Raw genomic sequence first — 26,941 nt, 5'->3', positions numbered from 1 at the left:
GCGCGCCGGCGGATGGGGGGCGAGTGGGCGGCGCACCGGTGTGTGCCGCCCACAGGGTGGGGCCGTGCCTCCCGTCTTTGGGCCCCGATCGGGCAGCCCGCGGCGGCTGGAGTGGCTGTGGGGGAGGCGCGCTCCTGATCCCTCAAGCCTCGCCGGGGTAGGGCGGCCGTCGAGCGGGTCATTTTACGCTCGAGCCGAGCTGATGCCGGGTGTCGGTGACGAACCGCCCACCCTCCACGTAACGGCCCGCGGGTCGATCTTGCCGCCATTCTGGTCCGGGGATGAGCCGTCCGTCACCAGCCGGATGTCACGAAATGATAACGAAAAAACGGGGCTTGGGCGCCGGCGTCGTCCTTCCGCTGCAGGGCAACTGGCACAAGGGATCCGGCGGGCTGAGGAGGAGCTGAAACTATCGCGATTCTGCCCGCATCCGTTGTCAAATCGGCAGAATGCCGGTTGATAACGCCTCGATCCTCGTTAGGTTGGAAGGGATGGTTGAAGAACTAGCAGAAACCCAGTCCATACCGAGGATCGAAGCAAAATTCCGTAAACCAACCCTGCAAGACGGGCAGTCGCTGTGGCGCATGGCCAGGGACTCGCAGGTCCTGGACCTGAACTCGTCCTACTCCTACCTGCTGTGGTCCCGCGACTTCGCCGAGACGTCGATGATGGCCACGGTGGACGGCGAGCCGGCCGGCTTTATTACCGGCTACATGCGGCCCGACGAACCCGGCACGCTGATGGTGTGGCAGGTCGCCGTGGACCACGAATTCCGTGGCCGCAAGCTGGCCGCCGAGATGCTGGACCGCCTGGCCGGACAAGTGCAGGCCGAGCGCGTGGAAACCACCATTACTGCGGACAATGAGGCCTCCATCCGGCTGTTCGCCGGCTTCGCGTCGCGCCGTGGGGCGCCGATAGAACGCGAGCCGCTGTTCACCGCAGAGCTCTACCCGGACGGGCACAACACCGAGTACCTGTACCGGATCGGCCCGCTCACGTAATTCCCGCCGGCGTCCAGCCAACTGCGCACCACACGCCGGCCAATACCATCTGCACCAACGCACATCCGCACGAATCGACCTGCGGCTGCTGTGGCGCTGCCCCGTACCCGGGACCGTCCGCGGCCGCACTGAGGAAGGAAGCGTTTTATGACTGACATTTTCGAGACCCTGGAGTCCGAGGTCCGCGGTTACTGCCGCAGCTGGCCCGCCGTGTTCACCCGCGGCGAGGGAAGCAGCCTGACCGCCGAGGACGGCCGCACCTATCTGGACTTCTTCTCCGGCGCCGGCGCGCTGAACTACGGGCACAACAACCCGCAGCTGCTGCAGCCGTTGCTGGAGTACCTGGCCAGCGGCGCCGTGGTCCACTCGCTGGACATGAAGACCCCGGCCAAACGGAAGTTCCTGGAGACCTTCCAGGACGTCATTCTGCGGCCGCGCAATCTGGACTACAAGGTGATGTTCCCCGGCCCCACCGGCACCAACACCGTTGAGGCGGCGCTGAAGCTGGCCCGCAAGGTCACCGGGCGCCAGCACATCCTGTCCTTCACCAACGCCTTCCACGGCATGACGCTGGGTTCGCTCTCGGTGACCGGCAACTCGATGAAGCGCCGCGGCGCGGGCATCCCGCTAACCAACAGCTCCAAGATCCCCTACGACGATTACTTCTCCGGCGAAACCACGGACTTCCTCTGGCTGGAGCGCGTACTCGAAGACAGCGGTTCCGGCGTGGACAAGCCGGCGGCCATCATCGTGGAGACCGTGCAGGGCGAAGGCGGCCTAAATGCCGCGCGTGCCGGCTGGTTGCGCGGCCTGTCCGAGCTGTGCCGGAAGCACGAAATCCTGCTGATTGTGGATGATGTGCAGGCCGGGTGCGGGCGCACCGGCACGTTCTTCAGCTTCGAAGAAGCAGGCATCACCCCGGACATCGTCTGCCTGTCCAAGTCCATCTCCGGCTTTGGCCTGCCGATGGCGCTGACCCTGTTCCGTCCGGAGCTGGATGTCTGGGACGCCGGCGAGCACAACGGCACCTTCCGCGGCCACAACCCGGCCTTCGTCACGGCGACGGCCGCGCTGGAAACTTACTGGCGAACCGGTGAGTTCCAGCAGCAGGTCAAGGCCCGGATCACCCAGCTGCACGAGGGCCTGGAACGGATTGCCGCCTCGGTGGAAGGCGCCAGCGTGCGCGGCCGGGGAATGCTTGCGGGGGTCAAGTTTGCCGACGACCAGACCGCCGGCAGGATTGCCGCCGAGGCTTACGAAAACGGGCTGCTGGTGGAAACCTCCGGGCCGGAGAGCGAGGTAGTGAAGCTGATGCCGGCGCTGACTATCAGTGCGGCAGATCTGGACCGTGGTCTGGACATCCTGATCGAGGCCACCCGCGTCGTCACCGCGGTTCCGGAACTGGCCGGAGCCCACTAGAAAGGCAGGGCCGCTCCACCGCGCGCCCGCCGCTCCACCGCGCGCCCGCCGCTCCACCGCGCGCCCGCCGCAAGCCGCGCCGCCCTCGTACAACAGCTTTCTGACCATCCACACTGAGGAGTACCCATGATTGTTACCAACCTGAACGACCTGAACGACACCGACCGCGACGTGAAGTCGGAGACCTGGCGGAGCCGCCGGATGGTGCTGGCGGGGGAAGGCGTGGGCTTTTCCTTCCACGACACCGTGATCTACGCGGGCACCACGTCCACGTTCCACTACGCCAACCACATCGAGGCCGTCTACTGCGTGCAGGGCGAAGGCACCCTGACCAACGAGGTCACCGGCGAGGTCCACGACCTGAACGACGGCACCATGTACCTGCTCAACGGGCACGAGAAGCACACCGTCCGCGCCACCACCGAGCTGCGGATGGCCTGCGTGTTCAACCCGCCCGTCACCGGCCGCGAAGTCCACGACGAGAACGGCGTGTACCCGCTCGTCCAGGCCTAGCCGGCTCACTGACTCCGGCAGCAGGAGGGTCCGGTCGGCAACTGTGCCGGCCGGGCTTTTCCGCACCCGGCCCAAGAAATAAAACCCACGAGGAGGATAAAGATGACTGCGACCGCAGAACAAAGCCGTGTTGACCTCTATCCGACACGATCAGCAGGCACCGCGAGCGTGCAACCCCGCCAGGACAAGGTTGTCTGGGGCTCCGCGGAGTCGGGCCCCATGGACGCCGCCACGCTGGCCGGCTTCGAGGAGAAGGGCTACCTCAACATCGAGGAGCTGATCTCGCTCGAGGAAGTGAAGGCGTACCAGGCGGAGCTGGATCGGCTCGCCGCGGATCCCGCCGTCCGCGCGGACGAACGCTGCATCGTCGAATCCAAGAGCCAGGAAGTGCGCTCCATCTTCGAGGTGCACAAGATCAGCGAGGTCTTCGCGAAGATCGCCAACGATCCGCGCGTGGTGGACCGGGCCAGACAGCTGCTGGGCTCCGACGTCTACATCCACCAGTCCCGGGTGAACTTCAAGCCAGGTTTCGAGGGCAAGGAGTTCATGTGGCACTCCGACTTCGAGACCTGGCACGCGGAGGACGGGCTTCCGCGCATGCGCACGGTGTCCATTTCCATCTCGCTCACGGACAACTACTCCTACAACGGTCCGCTGATGATCATGCCCGGCTCGCATCGGGAGTACATCTCCTGTGTAGGAGCGACCCCGGACGACAATTACAAGCAGTCGCTGGTGATGCAGGGCGCCGGGACCCCGGACAAGGAAACGCTGCGGGAGTTCGCCGACCGCTACGGGATCGACGTGATGGAAGGCATGGCCGGCGGGGCCACCATGTTCGACTGCAACTGCATGCACGCCTCCAACGGCAATGTCACGCCGTACCCGCGCTCCAACCTGTTCTTTGTGTATAACAGTGTGGAAAACACGGCGGTGGATCCTTTCGCCGCCAAAAACCCGCGGCCGGACTACATCGGCGCCCGGGAATTCACCCCGGCCGGCCGGTAGCACTGACCTGCCGCTAGCGGACTGACAGGCAGATAACGACGGCGGTGGCCCGCCTTCCGCAGACTCGTGCGGAAGGCGGGCCACCTCTTCACATCCGGGTATCGGCCCCAGCCGCTCAGCGGCCGGCCGCCAGCACCTTGCCCAGCACCGGGCGGGTGGTGCGCAGACCCGCCCACACCACCAGGATGCCTGCGCCCAGGCAGCCCGCAATCGTCAGGATAGACAACGGTGCCAGCACCAGGGCCATCCCGGCCAGCGGGAAGATCAGGACAAAGGACACCGCGGCGGAGCCGAGCGAAACCAGCAGCAGCGGAAGCATCACGGCGCGGGTCCGGGCCGCGTCCATGGTTTTTCGCGGCATGCCCAGGTGGTCCAGGCTGGTGTACAGGTCCGCGCGGTCCAGAACGGCCGCCGCCTGATTCACCCCGGCGGAGCACGCCACCATGACGAACGAAACGACGATGGTGATCAGGATGCCGGTGCGGATGTCCCCGGACAGGAACTGCTCCGGACCCGAGACCGGTCCGGGGACGCCGTCCGTCATCGCCACGCCGGTCCCGCCGAACACGGCCACGAAGCTGGTCATGGCCAGCCCGGAGACCTGCCGCCAGGCGGCCTTGGGGGATTCAAGGATGCTCCGGGCGGCCAGCAGCTTCTCCGCCGTCGCCGCCTTGCGCAGCTGCCGGCGGCCCATCACCGCCACCGCCCACGGGCCAACGAGATTGAGCACCGCCAGCCCGGCGGCGAAGGCGCCGAGCACGCAGGCCACCGCCACGGCAGTGGAGGCGTAGCCGGCATTCATCGCAATGAAGCCGGCCAGCACAACGGCGGCGGCTACCAGCGCGCGCAGCCAATGCATCGTCGCCGGGGCCTGGCGGGTCCGCACCCCCAGCGGCGAAATGACCACCTTGCGCAGGCCCACGGCAGCACTGATGGCGGCAAGCAACACCACGCCGGCCAGCACGCCAAGCACGGCCAGGGGGTGCAGCCAGTAGGCGCCGCCGATCGGCTCCCCGCGGAACGGAATCAGCTGCACAGCCGGACCCAACACCAGGTAGCCGGCCACCCCGGCCACGGCGCCGGCGGCAGCCAGCGCGGTGGATTCGATGATGGTGATGCCGGCAACCATGGCCGGCGTAGCGCCGAGCAGGCGCAGCGTGGCCAGCCGGTCGTCGCGGCGCCGGGCCGAGAGCCGAGCCGCCGAACCGCCCAGGGTCAGCAGCGGGAAGACCAGCAGGATCAGCGCCAGCACCGCCAGCAGTTGGTAGAGAAAGGCCAGCTCGTCCCGCCAGCGCAGGAAGGACAGCGCACCGGCCAACACGGTCAGCAGCAGCGCGGTGACCAGCCCGAACGCCACCATCGGCAGCAGGGCGGTCGTGCCACCGGATTTTCCCGGGCGGGACAGCAGCCACGCCAATTTCCACGGCACGACGGCGGTGCTTCCGCCCCTGGGCACGTCCGGTCCCGCGGGGGAGGCCGGGGAAGCTAGGGGAGCGCTCATTGGTTGCCGCCCCGAGCCAGGCCTGCCGCGATCACGCCGCCGGCGCTGTCGCCGGTCAGCCGGCCGTCCCGCATGGTGAGCACCCGTCCGCAACTGGCCGCCACACCGTCGTCATGGGTCACGACAATGAGGGTTTTCCCGGCGCCGATGGTGGACTCGAGCAGTACCTGCATCACGTCCGCCGAGGTAGCTGAGTCCAGGGCCCCGGTGGGTTCGTCGGCGAAGATCACGCCCGCGCCGGTCACCTGGGCCCGGGCAATGGCAACGCGCTGTGCCTGACCGCCGGAGAGCTCGCCGAGCCGACGCTGCTCCATCCCGCCCAGACCCAGCGCCTGCAGCCACCCCGCGGCAGCCTGCTCGGCCGCCGGGCGGGGCGCGCCGTTCAGCATTAGCGCCACCGCCACGTTCTCCAACGCGTTCAGTTCCGGAATCAACAGGCCCTGCTGGAAGACAAAGCCGAAGGCCTCGCGGCGCAGCCTGGACCGTGCGGACTCGGCGAGGGCTTCCACCTGCACGCTCTGCCCGGGAAGGTTCAGGTGCACCTGCCCGCTGTCCGGGGCGATGATGCCGGCCAACACGTGCAGCAGCGTGGTCTTGCCGGAACCGGAGGCGCCCATGATGGCCACGGACTCGCCGGCCCGGATGTCCAGCGAGAGCCCGGCCAGCGCGGTGGTTGGGCCGTAGGTCTTGGTGAGGTTGCGGGCGCTGAGCACCGGCGGGTGGCTGGGGTGCCGGAGGAGCCCGGCCGCGGAGGCACGTGTGGAAGCCGGGGCCGGAGTAAAGTCGCGGTTCTCGTTCATGATTCCATCGTCGTGGCCCGGGCGCGGTCGGCGCGTCGGGCCGAAGGCTGAAAACTGCCTCTCGTGGCTCATACCCAGGGTGGAGCGCTCCTGCGCGCCGGTCGCCCCGCCTCAGGGTGGAGCGCTCCTGCGCGCCGGTCGCCCCGCCTCACGGTGCGTGATACGCCACATTGCGGACATCGAGCCGCCACACAATCCGCAAAAGCAGGAAAATCGGCCTCATGCTTCCGCGCTTGCGCCATGGCTGGTGGGACCCGCGGGCCAATGTGGCGTATAGCGTACCTAGCCGCCCACCCGTCTGGCTGGCCCGAGCAGGAGCCCGGCCTGCGCACCGTCCGATACGAGCTGAAGCGGAAGGGCCAGGCCCGGCCCCCGAGGGGCAGACACCTGCCGGTGCGGTCGGTAGGGTGAGCCGCATGCAGACGGTTGACGGGGCTGCGGTGGACGGTGCTGCGGCGGCTAGGGTGCTCGAGTCGCTGCGGCGGAACGGGGTGGCGGACGTCAGGGCCGACGCCACCACCCTGGACGTGTACTCTTCGGACGCCTCGCTCTTCCGGGTGCGGCCGGCGGCCGTGGCCTTCCCGCACGATGTGGACGAAGCGCTGGCGGTGCTGGCGGCCTGCCGCGAGGCCGGCGTCCCGCTCACCTCCCGCGGGGCGGGCACCTCCATTGCGGGCAATGCGGTGGGCCCCGGTGTGGTGCTGGAATTCAGCCGCCACATGAACCGCGTGCTCCGGCTGGACCCGGAAGCCCGCACGGCCACCGTGCAACCCGGCACGGTCCACGCCACGCTGCAGCGAATGGCGCTGGCCCACGGTCTGCGTTTCGGGCCGGACCCGTCCACCCACACCCGCTGCACCATCGGCGGGATGATCGGCAACAACTCCTGCGGCGCCCGAACCCCTGCTTATGGCCGCACCGTGGACAACGTGGAGCACCTCCAGGTGGTCACCGGTTCCGGACGCCGGCTCCGGCTGGACGGCAACCACGTCCCGGAGACGCCGGAAACCGGGGCGCTGCGCGAACTGGCCGCCGGGCACTTGGAGACCCTGCGCACGGAGTTCGGCCGCTTCGGCCGCCAAGTCTCCGGCTATGCCCTGGAGCACCTGCTGCCGGAGAAGGGGTTCGATCTGCGGAAGGCGCTGGTGGGCAGCGAGGGGACCCTCGCCGTCGTGCTGGAAGCGGAGGTGCGGCTGGTCAAGGACCCGGCGCACAAGGCGATGGTGGCGCTGGGTTTTGCCGATATCGGCACCGCCGCCGACGTGGTGACGGAGGTGATGGCCTTTTCGCCGACCGCCTGCGAGGGGCTGGACAGGCGGATTGTAGACGTGGTGCGCAGCCGGAAGGGGCCGGGCTCGGTGCCGGAACTGCCCGCGGGCGCCGCGTGGCTGTTCGTGGAGCTGGCCGGCGACCACTCCGCCGACGTGGCGGACCGCGCCGCCCGGCTGCTCCGGCTGCCGGAGGCGGTGGCTGCCCGGGTGGTGGACCATCCGGCCGAGGCCGCCGCGCTGTGGAAGATCCGCGAGGACGGTTCGGCGTTGTCGGGGCGCTCGCCCGCCGGGGAGCCGGCGCACTCCGGCTGGGAGGATGCAGCCGTGCCGCCGGAACGGCTGGGCGCCTACCTGCGCGAGTTCGACGAGTTGGTGGCGCGGCACGGGTTCAGCGGTTTCCCGTACGGTCACTTCGCCGACGGCTGCGTGCACGTGCGGCTGGACTTCCCGTTCGGCAACCGCGGCCCCAACGAGACCGACGGCCGCACCGAATACCGCGCCTTCATGAGCGACGCCGCTGACCTGGTGGGCCGCTACGGCGGCTCGCTCTCCGGCGAGCACGGCGACGGCCGGGTGCGCGGCGAGCTGCTGCCGCGGATCTACTCGCCGGAAGCCATCCGCCTGTTCGGTACGGTCAAGGGCATCCTGGACCCGGACAACCTGCTCAATCCGGGCGTGCTGGTGGACCCGCGGCCGCTGGACGCGGACATCCGCACCGCCGCCGCCAAGCCGGTCCGCATTCCGCTGGGCTTTTCCTACCAGCACGACGGCGGCGACTTCAGCCGCGCGGTCCACCGCTGCACCGGGATCGCCCAGTGCCGCACGGACGCGGCGACCCGGCCGGGCCTGGTGATGTGCCCGTCCTACGCGGCCACCAAGGAGGAGAAGGACTCGACCCGCGGCCGCGCCCGCGCGCTTCAGGAAATGATCCTGCGTGCCTCGGGCGGTGATGGCGACGGCGGTGCCCGGCTTGGCGACGGCGGTGCCCGGCTTGGCGACGGCGGCGCCCGGCCCGGCGGGGCCGGCCTCGGCGCGGCGGCGGGCGGGAGCGGCGGGCCGTCCGAGGCGGCGCCGGACTGGCGCTCGCCGGCCGTGCATGAGGCGCTGGACCTGTGCCTGTCCTGCAAGGGCTGCCTCTCCGATTGCCCGACCGGAATCGACATGGCCTCCTACAAGGCCGAGGTCTTGTACCAGAGCTATCGCGGGCGGCTGCGGCCGGCGTCGCACTACTCGCTCGGGTGGCTGCCGCGCTGGGCCAGACTGGCCTCGTTCGCACCGACGCTCGCGAACGGACTGCTGAAGATCCCGGGCCTGCGGCACGCTGGTTTACGGCTGGCCGGGGTGGATGCACGGCGCGGACTTCCGCAGTTCGCGCAGGAGACGTTCGACCACTGGTTCCGGAACCGGGATCCTTCAGCTGTCGCGGCACCGAACGGGCCGGTGCTGTTGTGGGCCGACACTTTCACCAACTACTTCTCGCCTGAGATCGGGCAGGCGGCCGTCAGGGTGCTGGAGCGTGCCGGCTACGAGGTGCTCGTTCCCGGCGAACGGCTGTGCTGCGGGCTGACCTGGATTTCCACCGGACAACTCGACACCGCACGCCGGATCCTGAGCCGCACCGTCGACGCGCTCGCCGGGTACGCCGACACCGGCGTGCCCGTGCTGGGACTGGAACCGTCCTGCACCGCCGTGCTGCGGTCCGATGCGCTGGAGTTGCTCGGCGGCAAGGCTCTTCCGGTCGCCCAATCCACCCGCACCCTCGCGGAACTGCTGGCGGGCACCCAAGGGTGGACACCGCCGTCGTTAGTGGGGGAGGAGATAGTAGCCCAGCCGCATTGCCACCACCACGCCGTGCTCGGCTGGGGAACCGACCTGGGCCTGCTCCAGGATGCCGGGGCCAAGGTGCAGAGCCTGGGCGGGTGCTGCGGACTGGCCGGAAACTTCGGCGTCGAACGCGGCCACTACGACGTTTCCGTGGCCGTCGCCGAGACCCAATTGCTGCCGGCGGTTAGGTCGACCGGACCCGATGCCGTGCTGCTGGCCGATGGGTTCTCCTGCAGAACCCAGATCACCGACCTGGCCCACCGGCGTGGCATCCATCTGGCGCAACTGCTGGATGGCGCGTGCGGTGTCAGAATGCAGTAACGGCAAACGATCGAAGGGGACATCGTGGCCATCAAGGACAAGCTGGCGGGGGCCCAGCGCAAGTTGAAGACGTACGCGGCGCGGGCCGGGCAAATCCGCGTGCGGGAGAGCGACTCCGGTCCGACGGCCAGTGCACAGACGGCCCGGGTGTCCGTGGTCATTCCCGTCTTCAATGCGATGCCGTACCTGAAGGAACTGCTGGACTCGCTGGCGGCGCAGGACATGGACCCGGCACTGTTTGAGGTTGTGGCCGTGGACGATGGATCCACCGATGACGGCGGCAAGCTGCTGGACCAGTACGTGGCGAAGCACTCGAACTGGCGCGTGATCCACCAGCAGAACAGCGGCTGGCCGGGAAAACCGCGCAATGTGGGGATCACCGCCGGCACGTCCGACTACGTTTTCTTCTGCGACGCCGATGACAAGCTGGGCGTCGAGGCGCTGCGCCGCATGGTGGCCTTCGCCGACCGGCATCAGGTGGATGTTCTGGCGCCCCGCATGGTCGGGATCGGCGGCCGCCGGGTCCAGTCCTCGCTTTTCACCGAGACCGTCCCCGACGTTCCGGTGCGGAAGATCCTGGGTACGCTTTCGCCGCAGAAGCTGATCCGGCGCGAGCTGCTGGACACCCACGGCATCCGTTTCCCGGAAGGCAAGGTCCGGCTGGAAGACGGCATGATGCTGACCCGCTGCTACCTGGCCTCGAGGCGGAACGCGATTGCGGCCGACTACGACTACTATTTCATCCGCACCCGGCACGACGGTACGAACATCAGCTCACAGCGCGCCATCCCGGAAAGCTACACCGGCTCGGTGGCAGAGATCGCCCGGATCATCAAAGAGAACCACGACGACGCCGATCAAGCCGAGCTGCTGGTACTGGATCTGTATCGGCGCAAACTCCTTCGCACCTACGTGCCCTCCCGCTACCGTTCGATGCCAGCCGGTACTCGGAAGCGTTGGGTGGAGGCCCACGCCGGCTTCGTGGAACAGTACATCCCGGAGCGGTTGGAGGCGCAGCTGGACTTCCCCTTCCGGCAGCGCTCGGAGCTGGTCCGGGCACGGGATGCGGAAGGCCTGCTGAAGCTGGCGGCCACCGAGGAAGCACTGAAGCCCACATCACGCGCCCTGCTGCCGCAACTGGACGAGGAAGCGGTGGCGTTCGGTCTGCATTTTGAACCGGCAGCCACGTTCGAATCCGTCCGGCTGGTCGCACGCGGGCGCGGCACTGCTGAGGCGCGGACCTTCGAGGCCAGGCACGACGCCGGCGAGTACCGTGCCGTACTGCCGCGGGCCGAACTGGACGGACTGGGCAATGTACTGGTGGACCTGTTCGTGCAGCTGGGACTGGATGGCATGGAAGGGCCTCCCCGCCGGATCCTGGCGCCGGGGGAGGGGCTGCCGGTGAAGTCCGGCGGCCTTCGCGTCTACGCCACGGTCCACGGCAACCTCAGCCTGGACCAGCGCCGCTGACTGGCGGGAGGACGGGTCTCCACGCGCTCGCTGGCGCTCGCTCGGTCGACCACCGAAGGCTCCCCGGGGGTCGAAGGAGGCGCGCCAGCGCCGAGTAGAGACCGGGTAACCGCCAGCTATTGGCGCACGCCGCTGACCTGCCGGGCGGTCTCCTCCAAAACTTCCCGGAGCGCAAGAATGGCGGGCCGGTTGGCGGAGGCCCGGCGGGCGGACGTAAAGACGGTCCGGCGGGGATGATCCGGCAAGTCCAGCATCCGGCAGGGGGTGCCCCGGCCGCTCCAGACCAAATCCGGGAGGAAAGCTACCGCATTGCCGGATTCGATCAGCCGGATCTGGGCCTGCAGGTCAGCGGTTTCGTAGCGGACGTCCGGTTCAAAGCCGGCTTGGCGGCATGCTTGTTCAGCCCAGTGCCGGGACGCGGCGCCGTGCGGTTCCATCACCCAGGGCAGGCCGCCGGCATCCTCAAGCAACCGGGCCTCCCCGCCGGGCAGGCCGGCCGGCGCGACGGCGAGCCGGAGGGCGTCGGTGGTAAGTCTTTTGCGGTCGAGTTCGGGATGGTGCGGTGCCGCATGGCCCGGGTACTGCTCGGCTACCACCAAGTCGAAGTCGCGCGCCCACGTCTCGTAGAGCGCGGTTTCCGGTTCCCGCTGGACCATCTCGATCCGCACCTCCGGGTACCGCTGCCTCATGCTGGTGAGCGCATCGGGCAGCAGCGCCAGGGCGGCGGACTGGAAGACCCCCAGCCGGACGCTTCCGGTCACCGTGGTCAGGGACGCGGCCAGGTCCGTTTCGGCCTGTTCCAGCCGGGACAGCAGCGACTCCGTGTGGGCCACCAGGATCTCCGCCTGCGGCGTGAGCTGGACGCGGCGGCCGGCCTTGCGCAGCAGTTCCACGCCGGCTTCTTTCTCCAGCAGCGTCAGCTGTTGGGATACCGATGACGGGCTCAGATTCAGTGCGGTGGCCACTTCAGCCAAGGTGCCGCGCACTTTGACCTCCCGCAGCAGCCGCAGCCTTCGGACATCCAGCATGAGCGCTCCATTCATCACTAAAAATGATGATTATCGGTCGGAAAAGATCGCTTTTTCTTCACCAAGTCTAGTTCCATACTGGTCCTTAACAGGCAATGCAATTACGTTGAAGGGACTGATGCTGCCGTGACCGACGTCCTCAAGGAGGCACCGATGCAGACCACAAGTTTTGCCGGTACGCAGGTGGCCGACCTCGCCGCCGACACCATCAAGCTGGTCCGTCACTGGCTGACCGAAGCAGAGAAAATTCCGGCCGACGCCGCGGCCGAGCAGTTGGCCGGCGTGCTAAACGATCCCCATGGCCTGCAATTCACCGTCGGATTTGTCGACGGCGTGATCCGGCCCGAGGATCTGAGGGTCGCGGCCCGCAACTTGGCCACGCTGGCGCCGAAGGCTCCGTCCTTCCTGCCCTGGTACATGCGTGCCGCAGTGCGCACGGGCGGCACCTTGGCACCGGTGCTGCCACAAGTGGTTATTCCTGCCGCCCGCCGGGTGTTGCGGGAAATGGTCGGCCACCTGATCGTTGATGCCACCGACGCCAAGCTGGGGCCGGCGATCGCCAAAATCCGCAAGGACGATGTCCGGCTGAACATCAACCTGCTGGGCGAGGCGGTCCTGGGCAGCCGCGAGGCCGAACGCCGGCTGGAAGGCACCAAGCACCTGTTGGCCCGCGACGACGTGGACTACGTCTCGATCAAGGTCTCCTCCACCGTGGCCCCGCACTCTCACTGGGCTTTCGACGAGGCAGTGGAGCACGTCGTCGAAAGTCTTACCCCGCTCTACCGGCAGGCGGCCACCTCCCCGAAGCGCAAGTTCATCAATCTGGACATGGAGGAATACAAGGACCTGGAGATGACCATGGCGGTCTTCACCAAGATCCTGGACCAGCCCGAGTTCGAGCAGTTGGAGGCCGGCATTGTGCTGCAGGCCTACCTGCCGGACGCACTCCGGGCCATGATCCGGCTGCAGGAATGGGCCGCCGCCCGCCGTTCCCGCGGCGGCGCCGCCATCAAGGTGCGGGTGGTCAAGGGCGCCAACCTGCCCATGGAGCAGGTGGAAGCGTCGCTGCACGGCTGGCCGCTGGCCACCTGGGAAACCAAGCAGGACTCGGACACCAACTACAAGCGGGTCATCAACTATGCCCTGCAGCCGGAGCGGATCGGCAACGTGCGCATCGGCGTGGCCGGGCACAACCTCTTCGATGTCGCGTTCGCCTGGCTGCTCGCCAAGCAGCGCGGCGTGGACGCCGGCATCGACTTCGAGATGTTGCTGGGCATGGCGCAGGGCCAGGCCGAAGCGGTCAAAAAGGACGTCGGTTCGCTGCTGCTCTACACGCCGGTGGTCCATCCCGCCGAGTTCGATGTGGCGATCGCCTACCTGATCCGCCGGCTGGAAGAAGGCGCCAGCAGCGAAAACTTCATGTCGGCGGTCTTCGAACTCAGCAAGAACGAGAGGCTGTTCGAACGCGAAAAGCAGCGCTTCCTCGCGTCGCTGGAAGCGCTCGACGACGACGTTCCGGAACCGAGCCGGCAGCAGGACCGCACGGAGCCGCAGCCGGCCCGTCCGACCGACTCCTTCGACAACATCCCGGACACCGATCCGTCGCTGCCCGCCAACCTGGCCTGGGGCAGGGAGATTCTGGCCCGTGTGCCGGCTTCGACGCTCGGCCGTGACACGGTTGCGGCCGCCCAGATCGGGGACGAGGCGGGGCTGGAGCAGGTGATCGCCAAGGGTGTGGCGCAATCCAAGAGCTGGGGGGCCCTGAGCGGGGCCGAACGCGCCGAAGTGCTGCACAAGGCAGGCGACAAGCTGAACGCCAACCGCGCCCGGCTGCTGGAGGTGATGGCCGCCGAGGCCGGCAAGACCCTGGACCAGGGCGACCCCGAAGTCTCCGAGGCCGCCGATTTCGCGCATTTCTACGCCGAATTGGCCCGGACGCTGGACACCGTGGACGGCGCCACGTTCGTCCCGTCGAAACTGACCGTGGTGACGCCGCCGTGGAATTTCCCGACGGCGATCCCCGCCGGAGGTGTGCTGGCCGCGCTCGCCGCGGGCTCCGCCGTCGTGATTAAGCCGGCCCAGCAGGCCGCACGCACCGGTGCCGTGATGGTTGAAGCGGTCTGGGAGGCCTTGGATGAAGCCGGCGTACCGCGCGAACTGCTGCAACTGGTGCAGCTGGGCGAGCGTGAACTGGGCAAGCAGCTGATATCGCACCCGGAGGTGGACCGCGTGATCCTCACCGGCGCCTACGAGACCGCCGAACTGTTCCGCTCCTTCCGTCCGGACCTGCCGCTGCTGGCCGAGACGTCCGGCAAGAACGCCATCATCGTCACCCCCAGCGCCGACTTCGACCTGGCCGCCAAGGACGTGGCCTACTCCGCGTTCGGCCATGCCGGCCAGAAGTGCTCCGCGGCATCGCTGGTGATCTTGGTGGGATCGGCCGCCACCTCGCCGCGGTTCCGCAACCAGCTGGTGGACGCGGTCACGTCCATGAAGGTGGGCTATCCGGAGGACCCCACATCGCAGATGGGTCCGATCATCGCGCCGGCCGAAGGCAAGCTGCTGGACGGGTTGACGACGCTGGGCGCCGGGGAAAGCTGGCAGATCCGGCCCCGGCAGCTGGACGGTTCCGGCAAGCTGTGGAGCCCCGGGGTGCGGACCGGGGTGGCGCGCGGATCCCGCTACCACCTGACCGAGTTCTTCGGCCCGATCCTGGGTGTGATGACCGCCGAAACCCTGGAAGAAGCGGTGGCCATCACCAACGACATCGATTACGGGCTGACCTCCGGCCTGCATTCGCTGGATGCGGACGAGCTGGATTACTGGCTGCAGAACATTCAGGCCGGCAACCTCTACGTGAACCGCGGAATCACCGGAGCCATTGTGCGGCGCCAGCCGTTCGGTGGCTGGAAGAAGTCCTCGGTGGGCGCCGGCACCAAAGCCGGCGGGCCCAACTACTTGATGGGGCTGGGCGAGTGGGAGACCGCTCCGTCCACGGCTACGGCCCAGGTGCACGGCGCCGCGGCCAGGCTGCTGGATGCCGCGCGCAGGACCGGGCGGGCGCTGTCCGCGGAGGAGTTGGGCGGACTGGATCGTTCGTTGCGTTCCGATGCCGCGGCCTTGGCCGACGAGTTCGGCGCGGCCAAGGACGTCTCCGGGCTGACAGCGGAGCGCAATGTGTTCCGCTACCTGCCGGTTCCGGTCACGGTCCGGCTGTCCGAAGGCGAACCGCTGCCACAGCTGGTCCGCGTGCTGGCCGCCGGCGTGCTGGCGGGCTCCGAGGTGGCGGTTTCCACCGCCGTCGCGCTTCCCGCGTCCTTGCAGGCGGTGGCCACGGAACTGGGCCTTGAGGTGACGGTGGAGGACGACGGCGCCTGGCTGGCCCGGGTGCCCCGGCTCGGTGCCGGGCGGATCCGCTTGATTGGCGGGGACACCAAGGCGCTGGCCGTCGCTACCGGTGGGCGGCCGGATGTGGCGGTCTATGCCCACCCCGTGACTGAAGCCGGCCGGTTGGAAATGCTGCCCTTCCTGCATGAGCAGGCGGTCAGCATCACCGCACACCGCTTCGGCACACCCGACCATCTGGCCGACGGCCTGATCTGAGCGCGGCGGCAACTCCGCCGAAGCATTATTCAGCAGGCGCCCTTTTCGAGCATGAAAAGGGCGCCTGCTGATCAGTTATTGCCTGCGGGCGATCCAAGTTGGACGGCGTCTGCTCAGCCGTGCCGCCGCGTCCAGTCGACTGCATGCAGGACGAGCACACCGGCGATGGTGATCAGGCCGGCGATCAGGACGTTCGGTGCCAGGGTATACAAGACGAAATACCAAGGCGGGCCGAAGGTGGTGGTCTGGGTGGCTTGCATTTCGATAAAGGTCGGGGCGACCGACCCCCAGGCTCCGAAGACGGAGAGCGCTATGCCCAGCGCCCAGAGCGCCACGAGGAAGGGATTGATCTTCCGGCGCGCCGCAGCAGCGCCCTCCGGCCGGACCTGTGGTGCCGCGTCCGGCGGAATGACCTCGGCAATATCGGTGGACTGGGCGGCGGCGTCGGAGGAAGGTTCCACCGCTGCGGTCCGGATTGCCGGGCTGGTGGTGGCGGGCCGGACGGCGCTTCGCGCAGTTTCATGGGCTTCACCGCCCCGCTGGTAGATCGAGTCGTACCGCTGGTCGAACTGTGATGCGGACATGGTCCCCCTTGTCGCCGGCCTTTCTTTGTGAATCTACCGGATGCCGGGCAACGCTGTTAGGCTGTGCGCCATGGGAATTCTGATTTTCGAGTAACCAGGTCCTGGACCGGTTCAAAACGACAACCGAAACAATGCTTGCTGAGGCTCTACCTCGCGAGTGGTTCCCTGAATCCACCTCCGCTCTCCGGATCTGATCCGGCTATTTGGCATCTTCGCCTTGAGCCCTGATCCGGCGGAAAAGTCTCCAGCAGGCTCGATGAGAATCCGAAGGAGAGCCATGACTGATATCGATCCGCGGGCGCCGAAGCCCGCCGAACTTAGTGCACCAAACATCCACCTTGCTCCGGCTGCCGCAGCCAAGCTGACCGCAGAGCAACAGGCCAAGCTGGCCCCGCAGGGCGCGAAGGCCGGCGATCTGCCTGGCTGGCACAGCATCGGCAACAGCCACAAGCCGAAGCACCCCAGCGGCAAGCAGGGTCCGCCGGAGAAGAAGGTGCGCTGGTAAGAACGGCGCAGTACACGGACGCAGTGCCCCGAACGGACATGGTCCGCCGGGGCACTGCGGTCTATGGACACCCGCAGGGGGAGGCAGCGTGAGACCTGATGTGCGCCGCATGCTGTTGATCCAGGCAGGCAACCTCCTGCTGCTGGCCATCGCGGCCGGTGTCATCGTGACGGCCGTGGACGCTCTGACCGCTTATGCCACCGGGGCACGGGACGAGCCGGACGCGGGCGGCGCGCTCGCCTGGATCTCCCTGGCCGGCTCGCTCGCCGTCATGGTGCTGGCGATTCTTGCGTACCGGTGGACGGCTCGGGGCGAGCGCTACGCGCCATTGTTCGCCGTGCTCGGCTGGGCCGTGCTCTGGCTGCCGCTCAGCCTGGCCCTGGGCGCGGCCAGCGGCACGCCGCTCCTGGCGTACCTCGCCACGCTGGTCTGCGGGGCGGGCATCGTGCTCTCGCTGGTGGCCCTGGGAAGCAAGAAGCCGCGCTGACCCTCCGTGGCCCGGCGCCGTCGACCTCCAGCGCCGTCAACCTCCCGGGCTGCGGCCCCACGCCGTCGGCCCGGGCTGTCGGCGCTGGAGGTTGGCCTACAGGCTGCCGCGGGTTTCGTCTCGACGGATGGTTTCGCCGGTGCTCGGGTCTTGCACTTGGCGGCTCTCGGTCACGCGGTGGTCCCTGCGGGGAGCAGCCATGACGATCGAGATGATCAGGCCCAGCACGCCGACCCCCATGAGGATCCAGCCGATCAGTGTCAGGTCGACGAAATCCACCACGTCCGCAACAGCGAAGGCAAGGATTGCGCCGATGGCAATCAACGCAATTGATGATCCGATTCTCATAGCCTGCAACTCCTTTGACGTTGGGCGGTCGGCGCAGCCAGTGCTGCAGCCGACCGTCGGATAGGAAGTACGCGGTGCAATTGTCAGCATACTTGCTGTTTGCGGGAACGTCCCGGAAGCTGTGATTTAGGCTTAAGGCCGGAACACCATCGCGGTGCTGAGAGTTCCAGGAGGTTTTGTGGCCAAAGGACAGAAGATCAATCCAGCCATGCGGGTGGCTGCGGATGCGGCCTTCGATAAGCAGGGCAACCCGAAGCCCGGCACGACGACTGCCTTCATGAGGGCCCTGGACGTCCAGCGGCCGTTGGTGCTGGCCAATCTGGACCGGCTGCGCCGCAAGAATCCGGACGCGACGCCGGCCGAGCTGGCCGCGACGCTGGAGAAGTACTATTTGGCAACGGTGAGTTCCGGCGGTGCGGCGGTAGGGGCCACAGCCGTCGTCCCCGGTATCACCGCGGTGGCCTCGCTGGGCCTCTCGGCGGTGGCAACTGTCGGCTTCCTGGAATCCACGGCGCTCTACGCCCAGTCCATCGCCGAACTGCACGGCGTTGACACGGAAAACCCAGAGCGCTCGCAGGCGATGGTGATGGCCATCCTGATGGGCGAGGAGGGCCGCTCGCTGATCAAGGAGTTCGCCGGGCAAGCCGGCGGCCGCGGCGGGAATCCGGCCCGCGCCTGGGGAAACGCAGTGGGCAGCACCATGTCCTCCGGGATGGTCAGTTCACTGCTGGACAGTCTGAAGAAGCGTTTCCTGGCCAAATTGGTGGCCAAGCAGGGTACGGCGATGCTGGGCCGGGTCATTCCGTTCGGCATTGGTGCGGCGGTGGGCGGTGTGGGCAACCACGTGATGGGCCGGCGCGTCATCGGCGCCACCAGGATGGCCTTCGGCGAACCGCCGCTGGTGCTGCCGATGTCCCTGGTGGAGGATCTGGTCGAAAACCGGTACCGGCTGGGCGCGCTCCCGGCAGCGCCGGGGCGGTTGACCGCCAAAATGATGGAGAAGCTGCCCGTGCTCAGGCGCAAGGGCCACAAGGCCATCACGGAGTCCGCGGACCATGACGGCGAGTGACCGGCCCAGGATCGACCTGAACAGCGACCTCGGCGAATCGGTCGACGGCCGGCTGATGGGCGACGACGCCGCGATGTTCCCGCTGATCACCAGCGCGAACATAGCCTGCGGCTACCACGCCGGCGACGACGAAACCATGCTGGCCAGCTGCCGCCGCGCTGCCGAGAACCAGGTGGCGGTGGGCGCGCACGTTTCCTATCAGGACCGCGAAGGGTTCGGCCGTCGGTCCATGGAGGTGGCGCCGGCCGACTTGGTTGCCGATGTGGCGTCCCAACTGGCTGCGCTCGACCGGATTGCCCGCGGGGCGGGAACGCCCATTGCCTATGTGAAGCCGCATGGCGCCCTGTACAACCGGATAGTCCACGACCGCATCCAGGCCGCGGCAGTGGTGGAGGCCGTCGGCGCTTTCGATCCGCAGCTTCCCATCCTGGGGTTGCCCGGATCCGCCGTGCTCGAGCTGGCCGCCGGTGCGGGGCTGCCGGTGTTCCGGGAGGCCTTCGTGGACCGCGGCTATCGCAGCGACGGCACGCTGATTCCGCGCGGCGAGCCGGGCGACCTGCTGGAAGACCTGGAGAAGATTGCCGACCGCGCGGTGGAATTCTCCCTGCGTGGCGCGGCCGATTCGCTCTGCGTCCACGGCGATACCCCCGGGGCGGTGGCCATGGCGCGGCTGGTCCGGCAGCGGCTGGCCGCGGCGGGCATCAGCCTCCGTCCCTTCACCGATGCCGCCCGGACATCCGGACGGTAGGGTGCGAATCCTGCCCTTCGGCGAGGGCGCACTGCTGGCCGAATTCCCCGCACTGGACGACGTTCTGGCGCACTACGCCGCTCTTTCGGCCTCGCCGCCGCCCGGGGTTACGGAGCTGGTTCCCGCTGCCCGCACCATCCTGGTGACCTTCGCGGCCCCGGCGAGCACCGCCGTCGTCCGCCAATGGCTGGAACAAACGGCACCGCACGACGCCGAGGCAAGCACCGCCGAAGACTCCCGGGACATAGTCACCCTTGAGGTGGACTACTCGGGCCAGGACCTGCCGGCGGTGGCGCGGCTGCTGGGTGTGAGCGAGGCCGAGGTGGTCCGCCGGCATCAGCACTGCGAATGGACGGCCGCGTTCACCGGCTTCGTCCCCGGGTTCGCCTATCTGGTGACCCCGGAGAATCCGCTGCAGGTGCCGCGGCTGGCCGAACCTCGGACCCGGGTGCCCGCCGGATCCGTGGGGCTGGCGGGCGAGTTCAGCGGCGTCTACCCGTCGGCGTCGCCCGGCGGCTGGCAGCTGATCGGCAGGACCGATGCGCGGCTGTGGGACGCCGCGCGGGAGCAGCCCGCGCTGATAGCGCCGGGAACGCGAGTCCGGTTCAGGGCGGTGTAGACGTGATCACGGTGGTCAAGACGGGGCCGGAACTGCTGGTGCAGGACCTCGGACGGCCGGGCCATGCCGCCATCGGGGTCAGCCCGTCCGGAGCGCTGGACGCCCGGGCCCTGCGCGCTGCCAACCGGCTGGTGGGCAACCCGGAATCCGCGGCCGGTCTGGAGTTGCTGCTGGGCGGGGCGGTTCTGCAGTTCGACGACGACGCGGTGGTTGCGCTGACCGGAGCCTTCGGCGAGGTGTCGGCCGCGGGAAGCGGGAGCAAGGACCGCTACCGCCCGTTCCGGATCACGGCGGGCCAGCGGCTGGAGATCGGCGTGGCCACGTCCGGACTGCGTTATTACCTGGCCGTGGCCGGCGGCATCGTGGCCGAGCCGCAGATGGGGTCGGCGGCCACCGATCTACTCTCCGGGGTGGGCCCGGCGCGATTGCAGGACGGGGACGTGCTGCGGGTCGGCGCCGGCACGCCCGCCCTCGCGTCAGAATGGATGCCGGTGCCGCTTCCGCTCTCCGGCACCGTGGCCGTGCGGTTGCAGCCCGGCCCGCGGCTGGATTGGTTCGCGGCGGACACCCGCCAACGATTGGCGCTCGGCAACTGGACGGTGAGTGCCGACAGCAACCGCGTGGGGCTGCGGCTGCTGGGACGGCCGCTGCAGCGGGTGGGCGAACGGGAACTGCCCAGCGAGGGCATGGTCACCGGCGCGGTGCAGGTGCCTCCGTCCGGGCTGCCCACCGTGTTCCTCGCCGACCACCCGGTGACCGGCGGCTATCCGGTGCCGGCCGTGGTGGCAGCGGCGGACCTGCCGCTGCTCGCCCAGGCCCGGCCCGGGCAACGCATCCGCTTCTTCTGGGCCGACTGAGCCCAGCCGTGCACGGCTTAAGCCCGGACGGGCCGGCTATCCGAAGACGGCGGTGGCCACGGTGAAGATGGTCAGCCCGGCCAGCGAGCCGACCACGGTGCCGTTGATCCGGATGAACTGCAGGTCCCGGCCCACTTGGAGCTCGATCTTGCGCGACGTCTCCTGTGCGTCCCAGCGCTCCACTGTCTCGGTGATGACACTGGCGATTTGCGAACGGTAGGTCCGGACCAGATACCCCGCCGCCTCCTCGATCCAGCCGTCGATTTTGGCCGCCAGTTCCGCGTCGGTCGCCAACCGGTGGCCGAAGTCCGCCACCGCCCGCTTGAACGCCAGGCTTAACTCGCTCTGCGGATCTTCCACAGCCTCCAGCAGCGCGGTTTTCAGCGTCTCCCAGGTCCGGGTCGCCAGCGCCCGCACTTCGGGATCGCCCAGCGCATTGTGCTTGATCGCTTCGACCCGCGCCATCATCTCCGGATCATGCTGCAGGTCCTGCGCCAGGGAGTTGAGATAAGCGTCCAACTGCCGGCGCATCGGATGGTCCGGGTCGGCCTGCACCGCAAGGATGAACTTATACAGCTCCAGATGGACCTTGTCGCCCACCAACGAATCAACGAACTGCGGCACCCAGGTCGGCGAGCGGTCGGAGACCAGCCGAGCCACGGTCTCTTGGTTGTCCAGCACCCAGTCGGCGGCACGGTCCAGCAGCAGATCCACCAGCTTCAGGTGGTGGCCGTCGCGCAGCACATGCTCGGCCAGCCGCCCCAACGGCGGACCCCACGGCGGATCCAACAGGTGGCGGCGGGCCAGCGACTCGATCAACGCCTGCACGTCCTCGTCGTTGAGCACCAGCAGGGCCCCGCGGATGGCCGTGGCTCCCTCGCGGGCGACCCGTTCGGTGTTCTCCGGCCGTTCCAGCCAGAGCCCGGCCTTGGCGGTAATCCCGAGCGAGCCGATCTTGGCCTTGACCACGTCCTCGGCCAGGAAATTCTCCCCCACGAACTGGCCCAGGCTCGCCCCGATCTGGTCCTTGCGGCGCGGAATGATCGCCGTGTGCGGGATCTTCAGTCCCATCGGGTGCTTGAACAGCGCGGTCACCGCGAACCAGTCCGCCAGTGCGCCCACCATGCCGCCCTCGGCCGCGGCCCGAACGTAGCTCAGCCACGGATAGCTGTCCTGCAGTGCGAAGGAGACCAGGAAGACCAGGGCCAGAACCACCAGCAGCCCGGTGGCCAGCAGCTTCATCCGGCGCAGGCCCGCGGCCCGGACACTGTCCGGCACAGCAGCGGCCCGGCTGCCCCCGTTCGGTCCGCTTCCGGGCATGTTTTCTGCCGCGTTTCCGCCCCTCGGACCGTCCGTCCGCCCGTCCGCCGTGTCAGGTGCGACGCCGCCGCCCGTCTGAGTGCCCATGTTGCCTCCGAAGCCGAATCGCCGAACGATCATCGACCGTTCACCCTTCAGTCAACCCTACGGCGGGTCCGGTTGTCCGGTCATCGCGTACGGTGAATTCATGGACCAGAGGATCTACGCGCACCGCGGTTCAAGCGAGCAGTATGCGGAGAACACCCGTGCCGCTTATCTGCAGGCGATCGCCGATGGCGCCGACGGGATCGAGTGCGACGTCCACCTGACCAAGGACCGCCGGCTGGTCTGCTTCCATGACTTCACGCTGGACCGCACCTCCAACGGCACCGGCTACGTTTCCGACTACACGCTGGATGAGCTGTTGCAGCTGGATGTGAGTTCGTGGAAGGGCGTGCCGATTCCGCCCGAATACGGCGGCACCGCGGACCAGCTGGTCACCCTCGACGATCTGGTGGACCTGATGCGGGGCGCCGGACGGCCACTGGGCCTGGCGGTGGAGCTCAAGCATCCCAGCCCGTACGGGCAGGAGCTGGAAGACGAATTGCTCAAGTACCTGATGGCAGAGGGCTGGGACCCGGACACCTCCCGGCTGGACAACATCCAGATGAGCTTCATGAGCTTCCACCCGGACGCGGTGAAGTACCTGGCCGACAACATGCCCGGCGAGTATCTCTGCCAACTGCTGGATGACATCGACGCCGAGGAGCTCAAAGCCAGCCTGATGATGGGCGAGCTGACCGTCGGCGCCGTGGCCGGACTGTTGCGGCGGGCGTTGTCCGAAGGCGAAGGGCTGATCGAAGACCACCGCGTGGGTCTGGCCGGACCTGGCGTGGACTATGTGCGCTCGCATCTGCCGCTGGTCCGCCGCTGGCAGGATGCCGGCATGCAGTTCCGCGTCTGGACGGTCGACGATCCGCAGGACGTGAAGCTGTGCCGCGACTTGGGCTTCGGCGAGATTACGACCAACCGCCCGGCCGAGGTCCGCCGGCAACTCGAGACCGCCCGCGTCTAGGCCACCGCCGCTGCTGGCGGGCGAAAAGCAGCCCGCGGCCACTGCCGCAACCTTGGTCTTTGTGGTTTATTTGGTGCATGGCATCTCCCATTGAGGATTATGCACTCATATCGGATCTGCATACGGGAGTGCTGGTGTCCCGGTCCGGAAGCATGGACTGGCTCTGTCTGCCCCGCTTCGACTCGCCCTCTGTTTTCTCCGCGCTCTTGGGCGGCCCCGGACACGGCCGCTGGCTGCTGGCCCCGGACGGAGCGCGTCCCCAGACGGAGTCGCCGATGGGCGCCGGCCCGGAGGGCGAACAGGGCAACGTTCCGGCGGAAGTCCAGCCGAACCAGCCCCCGGTCTCGACCCTGGAACACGACGAAGCGGTCTCCTCCACGCCGGATATCCACGGGCAGTCCGCCACCGAGACGGCCAAGAGGGCTGCCGGGACGGCCCGCGCGACCCGCGAAGCTGCGCAGCCCGGTGACGCGGCCCGCGAAGCAGGTCAATCCGGCGACGCGGCCGGCACGGCAGTGGCCGGGGCCTCCGGAGCCACCAGTGCCACGGCCGAGTCGGCGGCCGGCTCAGGAACCGGGCAGTCCGCCACAGCGGACGCCATGCACCATGGCGGTGTGCTCGCGGCGGCGGTCCACCCGCAGACCGGAAGGCATCACCGTCCGCCAACCGCCGTCGAAGCAGCAGAGGAGCCGCACGCCGTCGTCGTTAAGCGCACCTACGTTGTGTCCACTTTTGTGCTGCAGACCCGGTGGAAGAGCAGCACGGGCGAAGCGTTGATCACCGAGTTCATGCCGGTGGGCGACCGCAGGGCGTCCGTGGTGCGCCGGGTCGAGGGTTTGTCCGGGGAGATGAAGATCCGGCAGGAGCTGATCATGCGGTTCCACTACGGGGACGTGGTCCCCTGGGTGAACCGGGTCAAGGACGAGCAGACCGGGAAGGAATCGATTGTCGCGATTGCCGGGCCGGACGCGCTGGTGCTGCACGGGGTTGATCTGCCGCGCGCCGCGGAGCGCCGGCACCGGGGTGAATTCACCATCAAAGCCGGCGAGAAGGTGGACTACGAGCTGTGCTGGTTTCCCTCCCACCGGACGGTCCCGCCGATGATCGACGTCGACGCCGCGCTGGATGAGACGGTGAACTTCTGGCAGAACTGGTGCTCGCGGTTCCCGCCGCAGGGGGACTACAACGGCATGGTCAAGCGCTCGCTGCTGGTGCTGCGTGCCATGACGCACGAGACCACCGGCGGAATCGTTGCCGCGCCGACCACCTCGCTGCCGGAGTCCTTCGGCGGGGAGCGGAACTGGGACTACCGGTACGTCTGGCTCCGCGATGCGGCGCTGACGCTGGAATCGATGATGACCCACGGCTATGAGACCGAGGCGCTGCAATGGCGCAACTGGCTGCTGCGTGCGGTGGCCGGCGACCCGGAGGACCTGCAGATCATGTACGGGGTGGCCGGTGAACGTGATCTTCAGGAGCGCATCATCGAGCACCTGCCCGGCTATGAAGGCTCCGCTCCGGTCCGAGTGGGCAACGGTGCAGTCTGCCAGTACCAGGCGGACGTGATCGGCGAGGTCATGGTGGCACTGGAGAAGCTGCGGAACCTGGGCGGAACCGAGGACCACTTCTCCTGGCCGCTGCAGAAGGCCATGCTGCACTACGTCGAGAAGCACTTCGACCAGCCGGACCAGGGCATCTGGGAGACGCGCGGCGACCGGCGCTACTTCACGCACTCCAGGGTGATGATGTGGGCGGCCTTCGACCGTGGCGTCCGCGCCGTGCGGGAGCACGGGCTGGATGGCAAAGCCGTGCGGTGGGCGGAACTGCGGGACCGGCTGCGCGAGGAGGTCATGGAGCACGGCTTCAACCGGGAGATCAACTCCTTCACCCAGTGCTACGGCGGCACCGAGGTGGACGCCTCGCTGCTGGTGCTGCCGCAGGTGGGCTTTTTGAAGTACGACGACGACCTGATGCTCGGTACCGTGGCCCGGCTGGAGCAGGATCTCGTGGACGCGGACGGGCTGATCCTGCGCTACCGGACCGACTCCGGGGTGGACGGGCTGTCGCCGGGTGAGCATCCGTTCCTGGCCTGCTGTTTCTGGCTGGTGGAACAGTATGCCCGCTCCGGGCGGATCGGCGATGCGCGCGACCTGATGGACCGGCTGATGGGCTACGCCAACGAGCTGGGGCTGATGGCCGAAGAGTATGACACGGTGAACAAACGGATGACGGGCAACTTTCCGCAGGCGTTCTCGCATCTGGCCCTGATCCGGGCGGCGGACGCGATCAACGGCCACGCGCAGGACGCGGTGTAGCCTGCGCCTCTCGCTCTTTCCCTGCCCGACGACGGCGGTGCCCCCTTGTGCCCGCACGGCGCCCGCGTGCCCGGCTACTGTAGATGGGTGAAGTTTTTCCAGTCCCCGGCCGTGAAGGTGGGGCTGTCCATCTCCATCGCCACCGGGCTGTACGGGGTCTCCTTCGGCGCGCTTTCAGTCACGTCCGGACTCGATCTGTGGCAGACCATGGCGCTGAGCCTGCTGCTGTTCAGCGGCGGCTCCCAGTTCGCCTTCATCGGGGTGATCGGCGGCGGCGGGACCGGCGTGGCCGCGATGACTGCTTCTGCCTTGCTGGGCATCCGCAACGGCATCTACGGCATGCAGATGAATGCGCTGGTCTCCCCGCGCGGCTGGCGGCGACCGTTGGCTGCCCAGGTGACCATCGACGAGTCCACCGCCACGGCGTCCGGCCAGGAGGATCCCGGCGAGCAGCGGCGCGGGTTTTGGACCGCCGGCGTGGGCATATTCCTGCTCTGGAATCTTTTCACCTTGGTGGGTGCGCTGGCCGGCAACGCGCTGGGGGACCCGAAGCAGTGGGGCCTGGACGGGGCCGCGGTCGCCGCTTTCCTCGCCCTGCTTTGGCCGCGGTTGAAGGGCAAAGAGCCGGCGGCCATCGCCGTGGTGTGCGCCCTGGCGACGCTCCTGGCCGTGCCCTTCGTCCCCAGCGGCGTGCCCATTCTGGTGGCCGCGGGGGTAGCGGCGGCCATCGGTTGGTTCACGCACAAACCGGTTCCGGCCGGGATGGCTCCGGACATCGAGCCCTACGACGAACCGTACGCCGGGCACGACGGCAGCCACACTCTCGCCGAGTCCGAGCGCCGCGCCGCAGGGCAGGACGGCGGCCCGGCCGACGGCGCAGACGGAAAGGAAGCCCCGTGACCCTGTGGATCTGGATCCTGATCGCCTGCGCCATCTCCTACCTGACCAAGCTGGCGGGCTATCTGGTGCCGGCCAAGTGGATGAAGAACCAGCGGATGTCCCGCATCGCCGCCACCATGACCATCGGCCTGCTCGCATCGCTGACCGTGGTCAACACTTTCTCCAGCGGCCAGCAGTTGGTGTTTGACGCCCGGATCTGTGCCCTCCTGGCCGCGGCCGTCGCCTTGCTGCTGCGTGCGCCCTTCCTGGTGGTGGTCATCGCCGGAGCCGCCGCGGCTGCACTGCTCCGGCTGGCCGGTTGGGGCTAGCCGGAGCGGCTGCCCTTGCTTAAACGGACCGTTGTCACTCGCCTTAGCCGACTGTTGTCCCTCCCTAA

23 protein-coding genes are annotated in these 26,941 nt (G+C 68.2%); 17 read left to right on the top strand and 6 right to left on the bottom strand.

Annotated features, from left to right (window positions below):
- The first annotated feature begins 491 nt into the window (after window positions 1–491).
- The 4 genes from ectA (at window position 492) to thpD (ending at window position 3,941) form a co-directional block, all read left to right on the top strand.
- Window positions 492–1,001: a diaminobutyrate acetyltransferase gene (gene ectA, locus MNQ99_RS00410; RefSeq protein ID WP_277883575.1), complete on the top strand. Its 510-nt coding sequence runs from the start codon at window positions 492–494 to the stop codon at window positions 999–1,001.
- Window positions 1,002–1,148: 147 nt separating this feature from the next.
- Window positions 1,149–2,420, top strand: a complete 1,272-nt coding sequence (gene ectB, locus MNQ99_RS00405; RefSeq protein ID WP_241914041.1) for a diaminobutyrate--2-oxoglutarate transaminase — start codon at window positions 1,149–1,151, stop codon at window positions 2,418–2,420.
- Between the two features lie 126 nt (window positions 2,421–2,546).
- Entirely contained in the window at window positions 2,547–2,933 is a 387-nt protein-coding gene (locus MNQ99_RS00400) for an ectoine synthase (protein ID WP_127513106.1), read from the top strand.
- 102 nt (window positions 2,934–3,035) lie between these two features.
- A complete protein-coding gene (gene thpD, locus MNQ99_RS00395) occupies window positions 3,036–3,941 on the top strand; it encodes an ectoine hydroxylase (protein ID WP_241914040.1) in 906 nt (301 codons plus the stop codon).
- Between the two features lie 115 nt (window positions 3,942–4,056).
- Here the strand turns inward: thpD and MNQ99_RS00390 are convergent, their stop codons facing one another.
- Window positions 4,057–5,442 carry an FtsX-like permease family protein gene (locus tag MNQ99_RS00390; RefSeq protein WP_241914039.1) on the bottom strand — a complete coding sequence of 462 codons (1,386 nt, stop codon included), beginning with the start codon at window positions 5,440–5,442 and terminating at the stop codon, window positions 4,057–4,059.
- Entirely contained in the window at window positions 5,439–6,242 is an 804-nt protein-coding gene (locus tag MNQ99_RS00385; protein ID WP_241914038.1) for an ABC transporter ATP-binding protein, read from the bottom strand. Before MNQ99_RS00385 ends, MNQ99_RS00390 begins: the two co-directional genes overlap by 4 nt.
- A gap of 416 nt (window positions 6,243–6,658) precedes the next feature.
- Here MNQ99_RS00385 and MNQ99_RS00380 point away from each other — a divergent pair, with 416 nt between their 5' ends.
- Entirely contained in the window at window positions 6,659–9,658 is a 3,000-nt protein-coding gene (locus MNQ99_RS00380; protein ID WP_241914037.1) for an FAD-binding and (Fe-S)-binding domain-containing protein, read from the top strand.
- 24 nt (window positions 9,659–9,682) lie between these two features.
- Window positions 9,683–11,128 (top strand): glycosyltransferase family 2 protein, encoded by a 1,446-nt coding sequence (locus tag MNQ99_RS00375; protein WP_241914036.1) that lies wholly within the window; start codon window positions 9,683–9,685, stop codon window positions 11,126–11,128.
- Between the two features lie 116 nt (window positions 11,129–11,244).
- Here the strand turns inward: MNQ99_RS00375 and MNQ99_RS00370 are convergent, their stop codons facing one another.
- Window positions 11,245–12,156 carry a LysR family transcriptional regulator gene (locus tag MNQ99_RS00370; RefSeq protein WP_241914035.1) on the bottom strand — a complete coding sequence of 304 codons (912 nt, stop codon included), beginning with the start codon at window positions 12,154–12,156 and terminating at the stop codon, window positions 11,245–11,247.
- 153 nt (window positions 12,157–12,309) lie between these two features.
- Here MNQ99_RS00370 and MNQ99_RS00365 point away from each other — a divergent pair, with 153 nt between their 5' ends.
- Entirely contained in the window at window positions 12,310–15,759 is a 3,450-nt protein-coding gene (locus tag MNQ99_RS00365; protein WP_241914034.1) for a bifunctional proline dehydrogenase/L-glutamate gamma-semialdehyde dehydrogenase, read from the top strand.
- Window positions 15,760–15,872: 113 nt separating this feature from the next.
- Here MNQ99_RS00365 and MNQ99_RS00360 read toward each other — a convergent pair whose 3' ends face one another.
- Window positions 15,873–16,343, bottom strand: coding sequence for a hypothetical protein (locus tag MNQ99_RS00360; RefSeq protein ID WP_241914033.1), 471 nt, complete (start codon window positions 16,341–16,343; stop codon window positions 15,873–15,875).
- 277 nt (window positions 16,344–16,620) lie between these two features.
- On the opposite strand from MNQ99_RS00360, the gene MNQ99_RS00355 reads away from it, so the two are divergent.
- Window positions 16,621–16,848, top strand: coding sequence for a hypothetical protein (locus MNQ99_RS00355; protein ID WP_127513098.1), 228 nt, complete (start codon window positions 16,621–16,623; stop codon window positions 16,846–16,848).
- Window positions 16,849–16,936: 88 nt separating this feature from the next.
- The gene (locus MNQ99_RS00350) at window positions 16,937–17,335 is read left to right on the top strand and encodes a hypothetical protein (protein WP_241914032.1); all 399 of its coding nucleotides are present in this window, start codon (window positions 16,937–16,939) and stop codon (window positions 17,333–17,335) included.
- Between the two features lie 96 nt (window positions 17,336–17,431).
- Here the strand turns inward: MNQ99_RS00350 and MNQ99_RS00345 are convergent, their stop codons facing one another.
- The gene (locus tag MNQ99_RS00345; protein WP_241914031.1) at window positions 17,432–17,683 is read right to left on the bottom strand and encodes a DUF6458 family protein; all 252 of its coding nucleotides are present in this window, start codon (window positions 17,681–17,683) and stop codon (window positions 17,432–17,434) included.
- Window positions 17,684–17,861: 178 nt separating this feature from the next.
- Between MNQ99_RS00345 and MNQ99_RS00340 the strand changes: the two genes are divergently transcribed.
- The 4 genes from MNQ99_RS00340 to MNQ99_RS00325 are packed head-to-tail and all read left to right on the top strand — an operon-like array spanning window position 17,862 to window position 20,976.
- Window positions 17,862–18,752 (top strand): hypothetical protein, encoded by an 891-nt coding sequence (locus tag MNQ99_RS00340; protein WP_241914030.1) that lies wholly within the window; start codon window positions 17,862–17,864, stop codon window positions 18,750–18,752.
- Window positions 18,739–19,500, top strand: coding sequence for a LamB/YcsF family protein (locus MNQ99_RS00335; RefSeq protein WP_241914029.1), 762 nt, complete (start codon window positions 18,739–18,741; stop codon window positions 19,498–19,500). Before MNQ99_RS00340 ends, MNQ99_RS00335 begins: the two co-directional genes overlap by 14 nt.
- A 1-nt stretch (window position 19,501) precedes the next feature.
- Window positions 19,502–20,119, top strand: a complete 618-nt coding sequence (locus MNQ99_RS00330) for a 5-oxoprolinase subunit B family protein (RefSeq protein ID WP_241914028.1) — start codon at window positions 19,502–19,504, stop codon at window positions 20,117–20,119.
- A 2-nt stretch (window positions 20,120–20,121) separates the two neighbouring features.
- Window positions 20,122–20,976: a 5-oxoprolinase subunit C family protein gene (locus tag MNQ99_RS00325; protein WP_241914027.1), complete on the top strand. Its 855-nt coding sequence runs from the start codon at window positions 20,122–20,124 to the stop codon at window positions 20,974–20,976.
- A 36-nt stretch (window positions 20,977–21,012) separates the two neighbouring features.
- On the opposite strand, the gene MNQ99_RS00320 is transcribed toward MNQ99_RS00325, so the two are convergent.
- On the bottom strand, window positions 21,013–22,296 hold the full coding sequence (locus tag MNQ99_RS00320) for a DUF445 domain-containing protein (protein WP_127513249.1): 1,284 nt from the start codon (window positions 22,294–22,296) through the stop codon (window positions 21,013–21,015).
- 187 nt (window positions 22,297–22,483) lie between these two features.
- Between MNQ99_RS00320 and MNQ99_RS00315 the strand changes: the two genes are divergently transcribed.
- From MNQ99_RS00315 to MNQ99_RS00300, 4 genes are all read left to right on the top strand, one after another.
- Entirely contained in the window at window positions 22,484–23,350 is an 867-nt protein-coding gene (locus MNQ99_RS00315) for a glycerophosphodiester phosphodiesterase (protein ID WP_241914026.1), read from the top strand.
- 77 nt (window positions 23,351–23,427) lie between these two features.
- Entirely contained in the window at window positions 23,428–25,665 is a 2,238-nt protein-coding gene (locus MNQ99_RS00310) for a glycoside hydrolase family 15 protein (protein WP_241914025.1), read from the top strand.
- Window positions 25,666–25,752: 87 nt separating this feature from the next.
- Window positions 25,753–26,565: an AzlC family ABC transporter permease gene (locus MNQ99_RS00305; RefSeq protein ID WP_241914024.1), complete on the top strand. Its 813-nt coding sequence runs from the start codon at window positions 25,753–25,755 to the stop codon at window positions 26,563–26,565.
- Window positions 26,562–26,873: an AzlD domain-containing protein gene (locus MNQ99_RS00300; RefSeq protein ID WP_241914023.1), complete on the top strand. Its 312-nt coding sequence runs from the start codon at window positions 26,562–26,564 to the stop codon at window positions 26,871–26,873. Before MNQ99_RS00305 ends, MNQ99_RS00300 begins: the two co-directional genes overlap by 4 nt.
- Window positions 26,874–26,941: the final 68 nt, after the last annotated feature.

This window comes from Arthrobacter sulfonylureivorans, from assembly GCF_022637435.1.
GTDB classification, from domain to species: Bacteria; Actinomycetota; Actinomycetes; order Actinomycetales; family Micrococcaceae; genus Crystallibacter; species Crystallibacter sulfonylureivorans.
Note: the sequence above shows the minus strand (reverse complement) of the source record. Positions and strands in the feature narration are given on the sequence as shown.